The organism is Streptomyces sp. NPDC058335 (assembly GCF_042723915.1).
GTDB lineage: Bacteria > Actinomycetota > Actinomycetes > Streptomycetales > Streptomycetaceae > Streptomyces.
Genome location: NZ_JBHXHX010000005.1, coordinates 103,924 through 117,171, shown reverse-complemented (window position 1 = coordinate 117,171; position 13,248 = coordinate 103,924). Strand labels below are relative to the sequence as shown.

General features: G+C 70.2%; 13 protein-coding genes. 5 read left to right on the top strand and 8 right to left on the bottom strand.

Going from position 1 to position 13,248, the window contains the following annotated elements; translation table 11 throughout:
* Positions 1 to 26: 26 nt before the first annotated feature.
* Both ACFWJX_RS10770 and ACFWJX_RS10765 read right to left on the bottom strand, forming a co-directional pair.
* Positions 27 to 1,322 (bottom strand): nitrate/nitrite transporter, encoded by a 1,296-nt coding sequence (locus ACFWJX_RS10770; protein ID WP_383239974.1) that lies wholly within the window; start codon positions 1,320 to 1,322, stop codon positions 27 to 29.
* Positions 1,319 to 1,981, bottom strand: a complete 663-nt coding sequence (locus ACFWJX_RS10765) for a GntR family transcriptional regulator (RefSeq protein WP_383239972.1) — start codon at positions 1,979 to 1,981, stop codon at positions 1,319 to 1,321. Before ACFWJX_RS10765 ends, ACFWJX_RS10770 begins: the two co-directional genes overlap by 4 nt.
* A gap of 209 nt (positions 1,982 to 2,190) precedes the next feature.
* Here ACFWJX_RS10765 and ACFWJX_RS10760 point away from each other — a divergent pair, with 209 nt between their 5' ends.
* Positions 2,191 to 3,093 carry a D-alanyl-D-alanine carboxypeptidase family protein gene (locus ACFWJX_RS10760; protein ID WP_383239969.1) on the top strand — a complete coding sequence of 301 codons (903 nt, stop codon included), beginning with the start codon at positions 2,191 to 2,193 and terminating at the stop codon, positions 3,091 to 3,093.
* Between the two features lie 75 nt (positions 3,094 to 3,168).
* Here the strand turns inward: ACFWJX_RS10760 and ACFWJX_RS10755 are convergent, their stop codons facing one another.
* Positions 3,169 to 3,993, bottom strand: a complete 825-nt coding sequence (locus ACFWJX_RS10755) for a maleylpyruvate isomerase family mycothiol-dependent enzyme (protein ID WP_383239966.1) — start codon at positions 3,991 to 3,993, stop codon at positions 3,169 to 3,171.
* Between the two features lie 212 nt (positions 3,994 to 4,205).
* Between ACFWJX_RS10755 and ACFWJX_RS10750 the strand changes: the two genes are divergently transcribed.
* The gene (locus ACFWJX_RS10750) at positions 4,206 to 5,003 is read left to right on the top strand and encodes a carbon-nitrogen family hydrolase (protein WP_383239964.1); all 798 of its coding nucleotides are present in this window, start codon (positions 4,206 to 4,208) and stop codon (positions 5,001 to 5,003) included.
* 96 nt (positions 5,004 to 5,099) lie between these two features.
* Here the strand turns inward: ACFWJX_RS10750 and ACFWJX_RS10745 are convergent, their stop codons facing one another.
* Positions 5,100 to 5,594 (bottom strand): LURP-one-related/scramblase family protein, encoded by a 495-nt coding sequence (locus ACFWJX_RS10745; protein WP_383239961.1) that lies wholly within the window; start codon positions 5,592 to 5,594, stop codon positions 5,100 to 5,102.
* A complete protein-coding gene (locus ACFWJX_RS10740) occupies positions 5,591 to 6,592 on the bottom strand; it encodes a helix-turn-helix domain-containing protein (protein WP_383239959.1) in 1,002 nt (333 codons plus the stop codon). The genes ACFWJX_RS10745 and ACFWJX_RS10740 overlap by 4 nt, the downstream gene beginning before the upstream one ends.
* Positions 6,593 to 6,643: 51 nt before the next feature.
* Between ACFWJX_RS10740 and ACFWJX_RS10735 the strand changes: the two genes are divergently transcribed.
* On the top strand, positions 6,644 to 7,030 hold the full coding sequence (locus ACFWJX_RS10735; protein ID WP_383239956.1) for a cupin domain-containing protein: 387 nt from the start codon (positions 6,644 to 6,646) through the stop codon (positions 7,028 to 7,030).
* 68 nt (positions 7,031 to 7,098) lie between these two features.
* A complete protein-coding gene (locus ACFWJX_RS10730; RefSeq protein ID WP_383239954.1) occupies positions 7,099 to 8,943 on the top strand; it encodes an NHL domain-containing thioredoxin family protein in 1,845 nt (614 codons plus the stop codon).
* A gap of 13 nt (positions 8,944 to 8,956) precedes the next feature.
* Here the strand turns inward: ACFWJX_RS10730 and ACFWJX_RS10725 are convergent, their stop codons facing one another.
* The 3 genes from ACFWJX_RS10725 to ACFWJX_RS10715 form a co-directional block, all read right to left on the bottom strand.
* Positions 8,957 to 9,208: a DUF6458 family protein gene (locus ACFWJX_RS10725; protein ID WP_383239951.1), complete on the bottom strand. Its 252-nt coding sequence runs from the start codon at positions 9,206 to 9,208 to the stop codon at positions 8,957 to 8,959.
* A 102-nt stretch (positions 9,209 to 9,310) separates the two neighbouring features.
* Positions 9,311 to 10,609 carry a M18 family aminopeptidase gene (locus tag ACFWJX_RS10720; protein ID WP_383239948.1) on the bottom strand — a complete coding sequence of 433 codons (1,299 nt, stop codon included), beginning with the start codon at positions 10,607 to 10,609 and terminating at the stop codon, positions 9,311 to 9,313.
* A 122-nt stretch (positions 10,610 to 10,731) separates the two neighbouring features.
* Complete coding sequence (locus tag ACFWJX_RS10715) at positions 10,732 to 12,558, bottom strand: acyl-CoA dehydrogenase (protein WP_383239946.1); 1,827 nt, start codon at positions 12,556 to 12,558, stop codon at positions 10,732 to 10,734.
* A gap of 178 nt (positions 12,559 to 12,736) precedes the next feature.
* Between ACFWJX_RS10715 and ACFWJX_RS10710 the strand changes: the two genes are divergently transcribed.
* On the top strand, positions 12,737 to 13,210 hold the full coding sequence (locus ACFWJX_RS10710) for an SseB family protein (RefSeq protein WP_383239943.1): 474 nt from the start codon (positions 12,737 to 12,739) through the stop codon (positions 13,208 to 13,210).
* The last annotated feature ends 38 nt before the right edge of the window (positions 13,211 to 13,248 follow it).

Here is a 13,248-nt window from a genome sequence, read left to right as displayed (position 1 = left end):
CCCGCCGTGTCGGCCGGCCTCGCGTGCTACGCGGGCACATGTACGGAGGACACCCGGCTGGCGACCAACCGCTCCTTCTCCCGTCGAGCCGCGCGCGAGCGCAACCGCAGGATCTGGCTGACCCCGAGCGCCTGGAGCACGAACACCGAGGAGAAGGCGATCCGGTAGTCGTTCCCGGTCGCGTCCAGCAGCACGCCGATCGCGAAGAGGGTCGTCATGGAGGCGACGAACCCGCCCATGTTGGTGATCCCGGACGCGGTGCCCTGCCGCTCGGGCGGATTCGCGGGCCGCGCGAAGTCGAAGCCGAGCATCGACGCCGGTCCGCAGGCGCCCAGCACCGTGCACAGCACGACGAGCAGCCACATCGGGGCGTGTTCGCCGGGGTAGGCCAGCGTGGTCGCCCACAGCAGCGCGGTCGCCCCGACGGTGCCGAGCGCCAGCGGAAGCCGCGCCCCGTGGTGCCGGGCGACGACCTGGCCGTAGACGAGTCCGACGGCCATGTTGGACAGGACGACCAGGGTCAGCAGTTCGCCGGCCGTGGCGCGGGTGAGGCCCTGCGCCTCGACGAGGAACGGCATGCCCCACAGCAGCAGGAACACCATCGCCGGGAACTGCGTGGTGAAGTGCACCCACAGCCCCAGCCGTGTGCCCGGCTCCCGCCAGGACGCGGCGATCTGCCGCCGTACGTAGGCGGCGCCCCGGTGCGGGAACGGCTCGGGCTCGTGTCCCTCGGGGTGGTCCTTGAGGAACAGCAGGAGCAGGACGAACACGACGACACCGGCGAGCGCGCTGCCCGCGAACGCGGCCGTCCATCCGATGCCGTGCAGCAGCCGGGCCAGGAGCAGGGTGGAGACGAGGTTGCCCGCCATGCCGGCCAGGCCCGCGAGCTGTGCGACCAGGGGGCCGCGCCGGGCGGGGAACCAGCGGCTGCCGAGCCGCAGCACGCTGATGAACGTCATCGCGTCGCCGCAGCCGAGCAGCGCGCGCGAGGCGAGGGCGGTGCCGTACGTGGGGGAGAAGGCGAAGCCGAGCTGTCCGGCGGTGAACAGGACGACGCCGATGGCCAGCACCTTCTTGGTGCCGAGCCGGTCGACCAGCAGGCCGACGGGTATCTGCATGCCGGCGTAGACCAGCAGTTGGAGGATCGAGAAGGTCGACAGGGCCGAGGCGTTCACGTGGAAGCGGTCGGCGGCGTCGAGGCCGGCCACGCCCAGCGACGTACGGAAGATGACGGCGACGAAGTAGACGGAGACGCCGATCCCCCACACGGCTGTCGCGCGCCGCCCGCCGGGCGGGTCACCCGGCCGGGTGATGTTGCTCATCGGACCTCACCCCGCGCGAGGTGCGAGAACCAGCCGACGTGCCGGTGGACGATGCCCACGGCCGCCTCCGCGTCCCCGGAGCGCAGGGCCTGGAGGATCTCCTCGTGCTCGGCGAGGGTCTTGGCGATCCGGTCGGGGTGGGAGTGCATCACGGCGACGCCCATCCGCAGCTGGCGGTCGCGCAGTTGGTCGTAGAGCCGGGACAGGATGTCGTTGCCGCCGCTGCGGACGATCTCGGCGTGGAAACAGCGGTCGGTGACGGCGGCTCCGGCCAGATCACCGGCGGCGGCCTGCGCCTTCTGCTGCTCCAGGAGTTCTTCGAGCCGCCGGATCAGCCCGGCGGGCGCGGGGACGGCCTTGCGTGCCGCGTGCTCCTCGACCAGCAGCCGGGTCTCGACGACGTCCTTGATCTCCTGTGCGGAGACCGGCAGGACCAGGGCGCCCTTCTTCGGATAGAGCTTGATCAGCCCCTCGGCCTCCAGACGCAGCAGCGCTTCGCGCACCGGCGTGCGGGAGACCCCGACGGCCTCGGCCAGCTCGCCCTCGGTGAGGAGGACGCCACCTTCGTAACGACGGTCCAGGACACCCTGCTTGACGTGTGCGTAGACGCGGTCGGCTGCGGGGGGCTGCTTGACGGGCGCGGGCGCGACGGGAGGCATGCGGACAGGATAGATACAACACGTACGCAAGGGGGAGGCGGGTCCAGCATATGGTCGCCGGGGGGTCGGACGGGCGGGTCCGAGGATTTCCTCGCAGCGGGCGCACAACTATCTGTGCTACTTACGTGTCACACACATGCGGCCCCTTCTGTCTTCCCCTCCAACTCGGCCGCATCGCAGGGGCATTCGACGTAATCGGGGTATTTCAGTTGATAACCGCCACCAAGGGCTTCCGTGTTCCCAGAGCCGCCGCCGTCGCCGTGACGGCCGGCGCGATGTTCTCCACGGGAGTTCTCTTCGCGGCACCCGCGCAGGCTGTCACGGTGCCGACGATCACCGCCAAGAGCGGCTTCGTGATGAACAGCGCCACGGGCACGGCCCTCTACGCGAAGAGCGCCGACACCAGGAGGCTCACCGCCTCCACGACGAAGATCATGACCGCGAAGGTGGTGCTGTCGCAGGCGAACCTGAACCTGGACGCCAAGGTCACGGTCCAGAAGGCGTACAGCGACTACATCATCGCCAACAACTACGCCTCCAACGCCAAGCTGATCGTCGGTGACAAGGTCACCGTCCGGCAGCTGCTCTACGGGCTGATGCTCCCGTCGGGCTGTGACGCGGCGTACGCGCTCGCCGACAAGTTCGGCACGGGCACCACGCGCGCCGCGCGGGTGAAGTCGTTCATCGGCAAGATGAACACCACGGCCAAGGCCCTGGGCATGAAGAACACGCACTTCGACTCGTTCGACGGCATCAGCAAGGGCTCCAACTACTCGTCGGTGCGCGACCTGACGCTGCTCGGCCGCAGCGCGATGAAGAGCTCCACCTTCCGCGCCGTGGTCAAGGCCAAGTCGTACACGGCGAAGACGATCACGAAGACCGGTTCCACGCGCACGATGGCGCCGTGGACCAACACCAACACCCTGCTCGGCTGGAACGGCACGCTCGGCATCAAGACCGGCTCCGGCACCGAGGCCAAGTACTGCCTGGTCTTCGCCGCCACGCTCAACGGCGAGTCGGTGATGGGCGCTGTCCTCACGTCGTCCTCGGCGGCCAACCGCACAGCGGACGTGCAGAAGCTCATCAAGTTCGGCTACGCGAAGATCAGCTGACGCCGGCAAGGACACGAGAATGAGCCCGCCGCGATCATCGCGGCGGGCTCGCCCGTTCTCCACACCTGGTCGGCGTTACCGCGTCACCGCGAAGTTCCGCAGGATCGCCGCCGTCAGCTCCGGCTCGCCCTCGGCCTTCACGCGGTCCGCCACCGCCTCCGGGGTCACCCGGCCGCAGGCCAGACGGACGTACGTCTCCCAGTCGAGGGCGAAGGCGGCGGCGGGGCCGAGCGCGGGGGCCGTCTCCAGGGTGCCGCGGCCCTGGATGTCGACGCGGATCGTGCGCAGGAACTCGATGGGCCCGTGGACGTCGAAGACGATCGCGGAACTGCGCGGCGCGTCAGCCTTCTCGGCGACGACGGCCGGCAGCGCGTCGAGCAGCACGTCACGGGCGATGTGCGCGCCGGGGGAGTCGAGGTTGCCGGGGCGGCCGAGGGCGGTCCGGAGGTCCTGCTCGTGCACCCACACGGCGAACGCGTGGTTGCGCATCGACTCCTCGAGGGTCAGCTCGGTGCCGAGGGGGCCGCGGACCAGGGTGTCCGGCTGACGCGTCTCGTTCCGCAGCTGGCGGTTGCGGCGGATGATCGAGAGTTCCAGCTCGGAGGTCATCTCGGGCGCCGTGTGGTGGCGGCGGACGTCGACCTGCATCTCCATGTAGCGCTGGAAGTCGTTGGTGACGTGGAAGAGGTCGCGCGGGAGCGTGTGGATGGGGCGCGGATCGCCGTACATCTCGCTGTCCAGGCCGATGACATGCGAGACGAGGTCGCGGACCGACCATCCGGGGCACGGCGTCCGCCTGTTCCACTCACCCTCGACAAGCGGCTGCACCAGCTCGGATATCGCTTCGATGGAGTGGGTCCAGGCGTCGGCGTAGGGCTGGAGGGTGGGATGCAGACTCACGGAACGGGACCCCTCGGCGGTCGGTACACGGGCGGTGGCGGGTTTGCCAGCGGGAGGTGGCTCTCGGCGGTGTCTTGGAACTCCCCCAGTTCTCGCCTGCGCTCGAGGCTGGGGGGACCCCCAAGTTACGCTGCTGTGAGGCACCCCGGCAGTGCTTTCGTGTGACGATCGTAGGCCCGTGTGAACGGCTCGAATGCCAGGACGGTGGTAGTGTGCGCGCCTCTTTGATCCAGATCGCCGTAGATGAGGGTGAATCGGTCGAATCGCGGCGGGGTCGGGTCGCGTCTCTGGTACGGGACCAGGCCGGTGTCGCCGACCTGGTGGTCCTGCCCGAACTGTGGACGACCGGAGCCTTCGCCTACGAGGAGTTCGCCGCCGAGGCCGAGCCGCTGGACGGCCCGACGCACGAGGCGATGGCCAAGGCCGCGAGCGAGGCGGGCGTGTGGCTGCACGCGGGCTCGATCCCCGAGCGCGACCCTGACGGTCCCCTCTACAACACCTCGCTCGTCTTCTCCCCCTCCGGTGAGCTGGCCGCCGCCTACCGCAAGATCCACCGCTTCGGCTTCGACAAGGGCGAGGCCGTGCTGATGGGCGCGGGGCGGGATCTGGTGACGGTACGCCTGCCCGAGACGACCCTGGGTGTGGCCACCTGCTACGACCTCCGTTTCCCCGAACTCTTCCGCGGTCTCGTCGACGCCGGCGCCGAGACCCTGGTCGTCCCCGCGGGCTGGCCGGAGCGCCGCCGGGCGCACTGGACGCTGCTGGCTCAGGCGCGGGCGGTGGAGAACCAGGCGTTCGTGCTCGCGTGTGGAACGGCCGGGACGCACGCCGGAGTTCCGCAGGCCGGTCACTCGATCGTGGTCGACCCCTGGGGCGAGGTGCTGGCCGAGGCCGGGCCGGGCGAGGAGATCCTCACCGTGGAGTTCGACCCGGCGAAGGTCGCGACGACGAGGGAGCAGTTCCCCGCCCTGAAGGACCGGGTACTGGGCCTCGAGCCGCCCCGCCGCTGAGGCCCCCGGCCTTCCGGCCTTCCGGCCTTCCGGGCCTCCGGGCCTTCCGGCCTCCGGGCCTCCCGGCCTCCTCAGCCCTCTCAGTCCCTCAGTCCCTCAGTCCTCCCGTTCCTTCTCCGCCAGGTGGATCACGCACACCGCGACCGCGATCAGCAGCGCCGGATCGGCGTCGTCCCGGACGACGTCCACGCCGTACGTCTCGCGCACGTGCAGCCAGCGCCGGGAGATGACGGCCAGCAGTTCACCGTCGTACTCGACGGCGAACTCGCGGTCCAGGATCTTGCCGCTGACGTCCAGGACGGTGCGGCCGTCCGCGAGGGCGACGCGGTAGTGGTTGCGCAGCAGGGACAGCCGCTTGCGGCGGATGGTGGCCAGGGGCTCGCCGTCCCGTTCGATCACCATCGTGTCGCGCAGCGCGAACATCTTCTGGTGGATGTCGATCAGCACCCGCCCACGGGTGTCCTTCAGCTCGAAGGTGTCGCGCAGCCGGATCGCCTTGCCGTCGACGAGGAAGACCTTGTTGCCCTGGTCGTCCTCGATCCAGTAGTCGTCACCGAAGCCGAGGATGCGGTCGCGCACGAGGAATCTCATGCCATCACCGCTTCCCCGGCGGGCGGTCCGAAACGCCGCCGGTAGGCCGATGGGCTGAGCCCGGTCTCGCGCCGCACGCGCGCGCGGAGGTTCGCGGCCGTCCCCAGCCCGCTGCGGGCGGCGACCACGTCGAGCCGCTCCTCACCGCGCTCGATCAGCCGGCACGCCAGCGCCACCCTCTCCCCCGTCAGCCAGGCCAGCGGGGTCGTCCCGAGCTGCGCGCGGAAGCGCCGGTGCAGCGTGGCGGGGGAGAGGGCCGCCCGCGCCGCCAGGTCCGCCACCGTCAAGGGCTCCCCCAGCCGCTCCTGCGCCCAGACGAGCAGCGGGCCGAGCGAATCGTCGGGCACGTCCGGGACCGGCCGCTCCACGAACTGCCGCTGCCCGCCGTCCCGGTGCGCGGCGAACACGAGCCGTCGGGAGACGTGGTTGGCTGCCTCGGCGCCGTGGTCGCGGCGCCAGATGTGCAGGCCGAGGTCCAGTGCGGCCGCGCTGCCCGCCGCCGTCAGCAGGTCGCCCTCGTCGACGAACAGCACGTCCGGCTCCAGCAGCACCTTCGGGTGCAGCTCCCGGAAGGCGTCCGCCCACAACCAGTGCGTGGTGGCCCGCCGCCCGTCCAGCAGCCCGGCCTCGGCGAGCGCGAAGCTGCCGGTGCAGAAGCTGAGGACGCGGGCTCCACGCGCGTGCGTGCGGCGGATCGCGTCGAGTACGGCGGTCCCGCGCGGGACGACGTTGTCCGGACGGCCGGGCACGACGAGGGTGTCGGCCTCGTCCACGGCTTCCAGCCCCGGCACCCCGGTCAGGGTGAAGAAGCCGTGGTTCATCCGCACCCCGGGTGTCGGCGTGCACAGCGTCACCTCGTACGGCGGCCGGTCCAGCCCCAGTTCGGGGCGAGGCAGCCCGAACAGCTCGGTGGCGACACCGACCTCGAAGGGATTGGTGCCCTCGTCGACGATCACGGCGACCCGGTGCGGACGGCTCTGCGAGGATCCTTGCGGCATGTGCGATTTCTAGCACTCGTACGGCGTCCCGGTACCCCGCACGATGAGCCCATGGCACCCGTCTCCCTCCCCCAGGCCCTCGCCTCCTTCACCGACCGGTGGAGTCCCCGCATCGTCACCGCCGTCAACGACTACGACGTCCGCGTCGCCAAGGCCGAGGGCGAGCACGTGTGGCACGTCCACGACCACACCGACGAGTTCTTCCTGGTCCTCGACGGCGAGCTGCACATCTCCCTGCGGGAGCCGGACGGCGAACGAACTGTCGTCCTGCCCAGGGGCAGCGTCTTCACGGTCCCGCGCGGCATCGAGCACAAGCCGTACGCCCCGGTCCCCACCGAGATCCTCCTCTTCGAGCCGACCGGCACGTCGACCGTCGGCGACCACCACGACGACGTGCCGGCCCACGTGGACGCGACGACGGGACACCCACTGACCTGACGCGTCACCGAGCAGAGGGGACGCCCGACGTCGGCCCGATTGTCGGACCCGGGTGGCACCCTTGGCCCATGACCGACTCCGCACCCCGTCGCGTCCGTGTCCGTGCCCCCGAACTTGTCGGCAAGGGCGGCTGGCTGAACACGGGCGGCAAGCAGTACAGCCTCGCCGACCTGCGGGGACGCATTCTGGTGCTGGATTTCTGGACGTTCTGCTGTGTGAACTGTCTGCATGTCCTGGACGAGCTGCGGGAGCTGGAGGAGAGGCACCGGGACACGGTGGTCGTCATCGGCGTGCACTCGCCGAAGTTCGTGCACGAGGCCGAGCACGAGGCCGTGGTCGACGCCGTGGAGCGGTACGGCGTGGAGCATCCGGTGCTGGACGATCCGGAGCTGGTCACCTGGAAGCAGTACGCGGTGCGGGCGTGGCCGACGCTCGTGGTGGTCGACCCGGAGGGGTACGTGGTCGCGCAGCACGCCGGTGAGGGGCATGTGCACGCCATCGAGCGGCTGGTGACGGAGCTGGAGGCCGAGCACGGCGCGAAGGGCACCCTGCGGCGCGGCGACGGGCCGTACGTGCCGCCGGAGCCGGAGCCGACGGACCTGCGCTTCCCCGGCAAGGTGGTGGTCCTGCCGTCCGGGAACTTCCTGGTCAGCGACACCACCCGGCATCAGCTGGTGGAGCTGGCGGCCGACGGGGAGACCGTCGTGCGCAGGATCGGGCAGGGCGACCGAGGGTCGACCGACAGCACGTGGTTCCGCTCACGCTTCGACGAGCCCCAGGGGCTGGCACTGCTGCCGGACGGATCCGTGGTCGTCGCCGACACCGTCGGTCACCGCATCCGCCGCTTCGACCCGGAGTCCGGCCGCACGACGACCCTGGCCGGCACGGGCCATCAGTGGATGCGGGGTGACGACACCTCCGGCCCCGCCCACGAGGTCAGCCTCTCCTCCCCCTGGGACGTGGCCTGGTGGCAGGGCAAGGTGTGGATCGCCATGGCGGGCATCCACCAGCTGTGGACGTACGACCCCGCCGAGGGCACGGTCTCCGTCGCCGCCGGTACCACCAACGAGGGGCTGGTGGACGGTCCCGCCGCCGAGGCCTGGTTCGCGCAGCCCTCGGGGCTCGCGGCGACCGCGGACCGGCTCTGGGTGGCCGACTCGGAGACCTCCGCCCTGCGCTGGCTGGACCGGGACGGCGTCGTCCACACCGCCATCGGCACCGGCCTGTTCGACTTCGGCCACCGCGACGGCCCCGCCGGCCGGGCCCTGCTCCAGCACCCGCTGGGCGTCACCGCGCTGCCGGACGGCTCGGTCGCCGTCTCCGACACCTACAACCACGCCCTTCGCCGCTACGACCCGGCGACGGGCGAGGTCACGACGCTGGCGACCGACCTGAGGGAGCCCAGCGGTGCCGTCCTCGTCGGCGACGACATCGTGGTCGTGGAGTCGGCCCGGCACCGGCTGACCCGGTTCGGACTCCCGGAGGAGGCGGTGAAGGTCGACGCCGTCGCCCACCGCACGCGGCGTGCCGCCACCGAAGTGGCGCCGGGTCGGCTCCGGCTGGACGTGATCTTCCAGGCGCCCGCCGGACAGAAGCTCGACACACGGTACGGCCCCGCCACCCGCCTGCTGGTCTCCGCGACCCCGCCCGAGCTGCTGCTGGCCGGCGAGGGCGCGGACACGGACCTGTCGCGCACGCTGGAGCTGAACCGGGCCGTGCCGGAGGGGGTGTTGCACATCTCCGCGATGGCCGCGTCCTGCGACGACGACCCGTCCGGGGGCACCTCCCGGTCGAAGACCGGGGGAGAATACCCCGCCTGCCATGTCCACCAGCAGGACTGGGGCGTCCCGGTGCAGCTCACCGAGAACGGCGCCGACCGCCTGCCACTGGTGCTGGCAGGCCTCGACGCCTGATCCCGGAGAGCCGTCACACGCCGTACCCGTCGCCGTACCCGTCGCGGTGACGATGGTGTCGGTCCGTCTCCACGACGGTCGAAGCCGGGGGGACCATCACGCGACGGCGCCGGGCGATGCTGCTGAAGGTCGTCACGCCGATCAGGCCGACGATCATCAGGATGACGCCGACCAGGTCGAGGTTGACGCCCTGCATGTGCCAGTCGGTCGCGAATGTGAGGATGGCTCCCACGGCGATGAGGATGATGCACCCGCCGAGGCCCATGAGTGTCGCCTCCCTGCTCGGTGTACCGGCCGTTCCGGTCACCGAGACCGGGTACCCCGGCAGGCAACTCCCATGCGTGAGCATGCGTTTGACGACCGGTGACTAGCCCTCCAGGAACGCCACCAGCGCGTTGGCCAGCAGGTACGGGTCGTCCGCGCCGCACAACTCCCGTGCGCTGTGCATCGACAGGATGGCCACGCCGATGTCGACGGTACGGATGCCGTGCCGGGCGGCGGTGATCGGGCCGATGGTGGTGCCGCACGGCATGGAGTTGTTGGAGACGAAGGACTGGAAGGGCACGCCCGCCTTCTCGCAGGCGGCGGCGAAGACGGCCCGCCCCGAACCGTCCGTGGCGTACCGGTTGTTGACGTTGACCTTGAGGATCGGGCCGCCGTTGACGCGCGGGTGGTGCGTCGGGTCGTGCCGCTCCGCGTAGTTGGGGTGGACCGCGTGCCCGGTGTCCGAGGAGAGACAGACGGTGCCCGCGAAGGCCCTCGCCCGGTCCTCGTACGACCCTCCGCGCGCGAACACCGAACGCTCCAGCACGGTGCCGAGCAGCGGACCGTCCGCGCCGGTGTCCGACTGGGAGCCGTTCTCCTCGTGGTCGAAGGCTGCGAGCACGGGGATGTACGGCAGGGCCGCGCCGTTCGTCGCGACGGCCGCCAGGGCCGCCGTACCGGCGTGCACGGAGAGCAGGTTGTCCATGCGCGGGCCGGCCAGCAGTTCCTCGTCGCGGCCGAGGTAGGCGGGCGGCTCGATGGAGTGAACCATCAGGTCCCAGCCGGTGACCTCGCCTGCGGACAGCCCGGACTCCTCCTCCAGGAAGGCGATCAGATCGCCGTCCCGGACGTCCCCGCCGAGGCCCCAGATGGGCTGCATGTGCCGCTGCTTGTCCAGCTTGAGGCCGTCGGTGTTGACCGCCCGGTCCAGGTGGATGGCGAGCTGCGGCACCCGCAGCAGCGGCCGGCCGACGTCGACCAGGCGGGTCGAGCCGTCGCGCAGCGTCAGGCGGCCGGAGAGGCCGAGGTCGCGGTCGAGCCAGGAGTTGAGCAGCGGACCGCCGTAGATCTCCACGGCGACCTGGCGCCAGCCGTGCGCGCCGGTGTCGGGCAGCGGTTTGACGCGGAGGTTGGGCGAGTCGGTGTGTGCGCCGACGATCCGGAAGGGGGTGTGCGGCGCGGTGCCCTCGGGGACGTACCAGGCCACGATCGCGCCACCGCGCAGCACGTACTTCCCGCCGCTCGTCCCGTCCCAGGCGTCCGTCTCGGCGACCTGCCGGAACCCGGCCTTCTCCAGCCGCTCGGCGGCGGTCGCCACCGCGTGGTACGGCGAGGGGCTCGCCGTCAGGAAGGACATGAGGTCGTCGGTGTGGCCGCGGTCGAAGCGGGAGGGTTCGCTCATGGGGTTCACCTTAACGACGTACGAAAGCCCGCTCCCGGTGATCGGGAGCGGGCCCTCGTAAGGACGGTGTGGAGGTCGGTGCCGCTGACCGGATGTGTCCCGGAACGCGGCTTCGGCCGCGCCTAGAACGCGGCCTCGTCCAGCTCCATCAGGTCCAGCTCGATGCCGGTCGCGATCTTGCGGGCCAGCGTGACGCCCGGCAGGACGTTGGCCGCGAAGAACTTCGCCGCCGCGATCTTGCCGGTGTAGAAGGCCGCGTCCTTGGGGGAGGCCGTCTCCAGCTTCTCGGCGGCGATCGCGGCGCCCTTGAGCAGCAGGTAGCCGACGATCACGTCACCGGAGGCCATCAGCAGCCGGGTGGTGTTGAGGCCCACCTTGTAGATGTTCTTGACGTCCTGCTCGGTGGCCGCCAGGTCGGTCAGCATCAGGCCGACGATGGCCTCCAGTTCGACGGCGGCCTTGGCCAGGTGCTCACGGGCGCCCGCCAGCGTCTCGCCGCCTGTGCCGAGCTCCAGGAACTTCTTGATGTCCTCGGCGAGGGAGTTCAGCGCGGCGCCCTGGTTGCGGACGATCTTCCGGAAGAAGAAGTCCTGGCCCTGGATCGCCGTGGTGCCCTCGTAGAGGGTGTCGATCTTGGCGTCGCGGATGTACTGCTCGATCGGGTACTCCTGGAGGAACCCGGAGCCACCGAAGGTCTGGAGCGACTGCGCGAGCTGCTCGTAGCCCTTCTCGGAGCCGTAGCCCTTGACGATCGGCAGGAGCAGGTCGTTCAGCGCGTGCTCGGTCTTGGAGTCCTCGCCGTTCGCCTCCTTGACGGCGATCGCGTCCTGGATCGAGGCGGTGTAGAGGACGAGGGCGCGCATGCCCTCCGCGTACGCCTTCTGCGTGATCAGCGAGCGGCGCACGTCGGGGTGGTGGGTGATGGTGACCTTGGGCGCGGCCTTGTCCATGAAGTTTGCCAGGTCGGGGCCCTGGACGCGCTCCTTGGCGTACTCGAGCGCGTTGAGGTAGCCGGTCGAGAGGGTGGAGATGGCCTTCGTGCCGACCATCATCCGCGCGAACTCGATGATCCGGAACATCTGCCGGATGCCGTCGTGCTTGTCGCCGATCAGCCAGCCCTTGGCGGGGTGCTGGTCGCCGAAGGTCATCTCGCAGGTGTTGGAGGCCTTCAGGCCCATCTTGTGCTCGACGTTGGTGGCGTAGACGCCGTTGCGCTCGCCCAGCTCGCCGGTCTCGAAGTCGAAGAGGTACTTGGGCACGAGGAAGAGGGAGAGGCCCTTGGTGCCGGGACCGGCGCCCTCCGGACGGGCGAGGACGTAGTGGAGGATGTTCTCCGACATGTCGTGCTCGCCGGACGTGATGAAGCGCTTCACGCCCTCGATGTGCCAGGAGCCGTCCTCCTGCTGCACGGCCTTGGTGCGGCCGGCGCCCACGTCCGAGCCGGCGTCCGGCTCGGTGAGGACCATGGTGGAGCCCCACTGCTTGTCCACGGCGATCTTCGCGATGTGCTTCTGCGTCTCGTTGCCCTCGTCGAAGAGGATGCCCGCGAAGGCGGGACCCGAGGAGTACATCCACACGGCGGGGTTGGCGCCGAGGATCAGCTCCGCGTACGACCAGATCAGCGACGGCGGCGCGGTGGTGCCGCCGATCTCCTCGGGCAGGCCGAGGCGCCAGTACTCGGAGTCCATGAAGGCCTGGTAGCTCTTCTTGAAGGAGGCGGGTACCGGCGCGGTGTTGGTCTCCGGGTCGAAGACCGGCGGGTTGCGGTCGGCGTCCGCGAAGGACTCCGCCAGCTCGTTCTCCGAGAGGCGGGTCAGCTCATCGAGGATGCTTTTCGCGGTCTCGGTGTCCATCTCCTCGAAGGGGCCGGTGCCGTACAGCTTGTCTCGCCCGAGTACTTCGAAGAGGTTGAACTCGATGTCGCGGAGATTCGACTTGTAGTGCCCCATGGCGACTGCGCTCCGTAGAGAGGGATCGGCGAGGCACTTGATCCTCGCGCTAGTTCACGTACCAACAAGTAGCTCCGATGATGCTACCCGTCGGTAATAAGACGCAACCCCAACTCGGTCAAGTGTGAGAAGGGTCTACCCCACAGCCCGCGGGGGTGAGGCTCGGTACGCTTGCGCCATGTACGGCTACGACCAGAACGTTGGCGCTCAGCAGCAGTACGCCCAGCCGCAGCAGCAGATGCCCGGCGACCCCGGCGGATACGGTCAGCAGCCGCCTCTGTACCCCGAGCCGTCCCCGCCCTCGCTCGCGGACGCGGTGCGGGCCTTCACCACGGGGCAGATGGCCGCCGAGGACTTCCAGCAGGTCTTCGCCACCTCCAAGGTCTACTGCCCGCGCGGCGACAACCCCGGTTTCCTCGCCCTGCACAACACCCAGCAGCCGGTGATCCCGATGTTCACCACGCTCAAGGAGCTGCGCCGGTACGCGGGCAAGGAGTCCAAGTACTTCGTCATCACCGGTGCCGAGGTGCTCGACCTGCTGCCCACCGGCTACGGCTTCGTCCTCGACATGGAGGGCGAGCACCGGATGGTCTTCGACGCGAAGGCGGTCGAACAGATGGTCGACTTCGCGATGCGCCGGATGTACGGCTGACCCACCTGCGCGGACGTGCGGCTGACGGCCGACCGGCG

Bases quoted from the DNA above. Each gene is read 5' to 3' on its own strand.
- ACFWJX_RS10745 (WP_383239961.1), bottom strand. From the start codon at position 5,594: ATGAGATTCCTCGTGCGCGACCGCATCCTCGGCTTCGGTGACGACTAC.
- ACFWJX_RS10710 (WP_383239943.1), top strand. From the start codon at position 12,737: ATGTACGGCTACGACCAGAACGTTGGCGCTCAGCAGCAGTACGCCCAG.
- ACFWJX_RS10715 (WP_383239946.1), bottom strand. From the start codon at position 12,558: ATGGGGCACTACAAGTCGAATCTCCGCGACATCGAGTTCAACCTCTTC.
- ACFWJX_RS10735 (WP_383239956.1), top strand. From the start codon at position 6,644: ATGGCACCCGTCTCCCTCCCCCAGGCCCTCGCCTCCTTCACCGACCGG.
- ACFWJX_RS10730 (WP_383239954.1), top strand. From the start codon at position 7,099: ATGACCGACTCCGCACCCCGTCGCGTCCGTGTCCGTGCCCCCGAACTT.
- ACFWJX_RS10725 (WP_383239951.1), bottom strand. From the start codon at position 9,208: ATGGGCCTCGGCGGGTGCATCATCCTCATCGCCGTGGGAGCCATCCTC.
- ACFWJX_RS10720 (WP_383239948.1), bottom strand. From the start codon at position 10,609: ATGAGCGAACCCTCCCGCTTCGACCGCGGCCACACCGACGACCTCATG.
- ACFWJX_RS10765 (WP_383239972.1), bottom strand. From the start codon at position 1,981: ATGCCTCCCGTCGCGCCCGCGCCCGTCAAGCAGCCCCCCGCAGCCGAC.
- ACFWJX_RS10770 (WP_383239974.1), bottom strand. From the start codon at position 1,322: ATGAGCAACATCACCCGGCCGGGTGACCCGCCCGGCGGGCGGCGCGCG.
- ACFWJX_RS10740 (WP_383239959.1), bottom strand. From the start codon at position 6,592: ATGCCGCAAGGATCCTCGCAGAGCCGTCCGCACCGGGTCGCCGTGATC.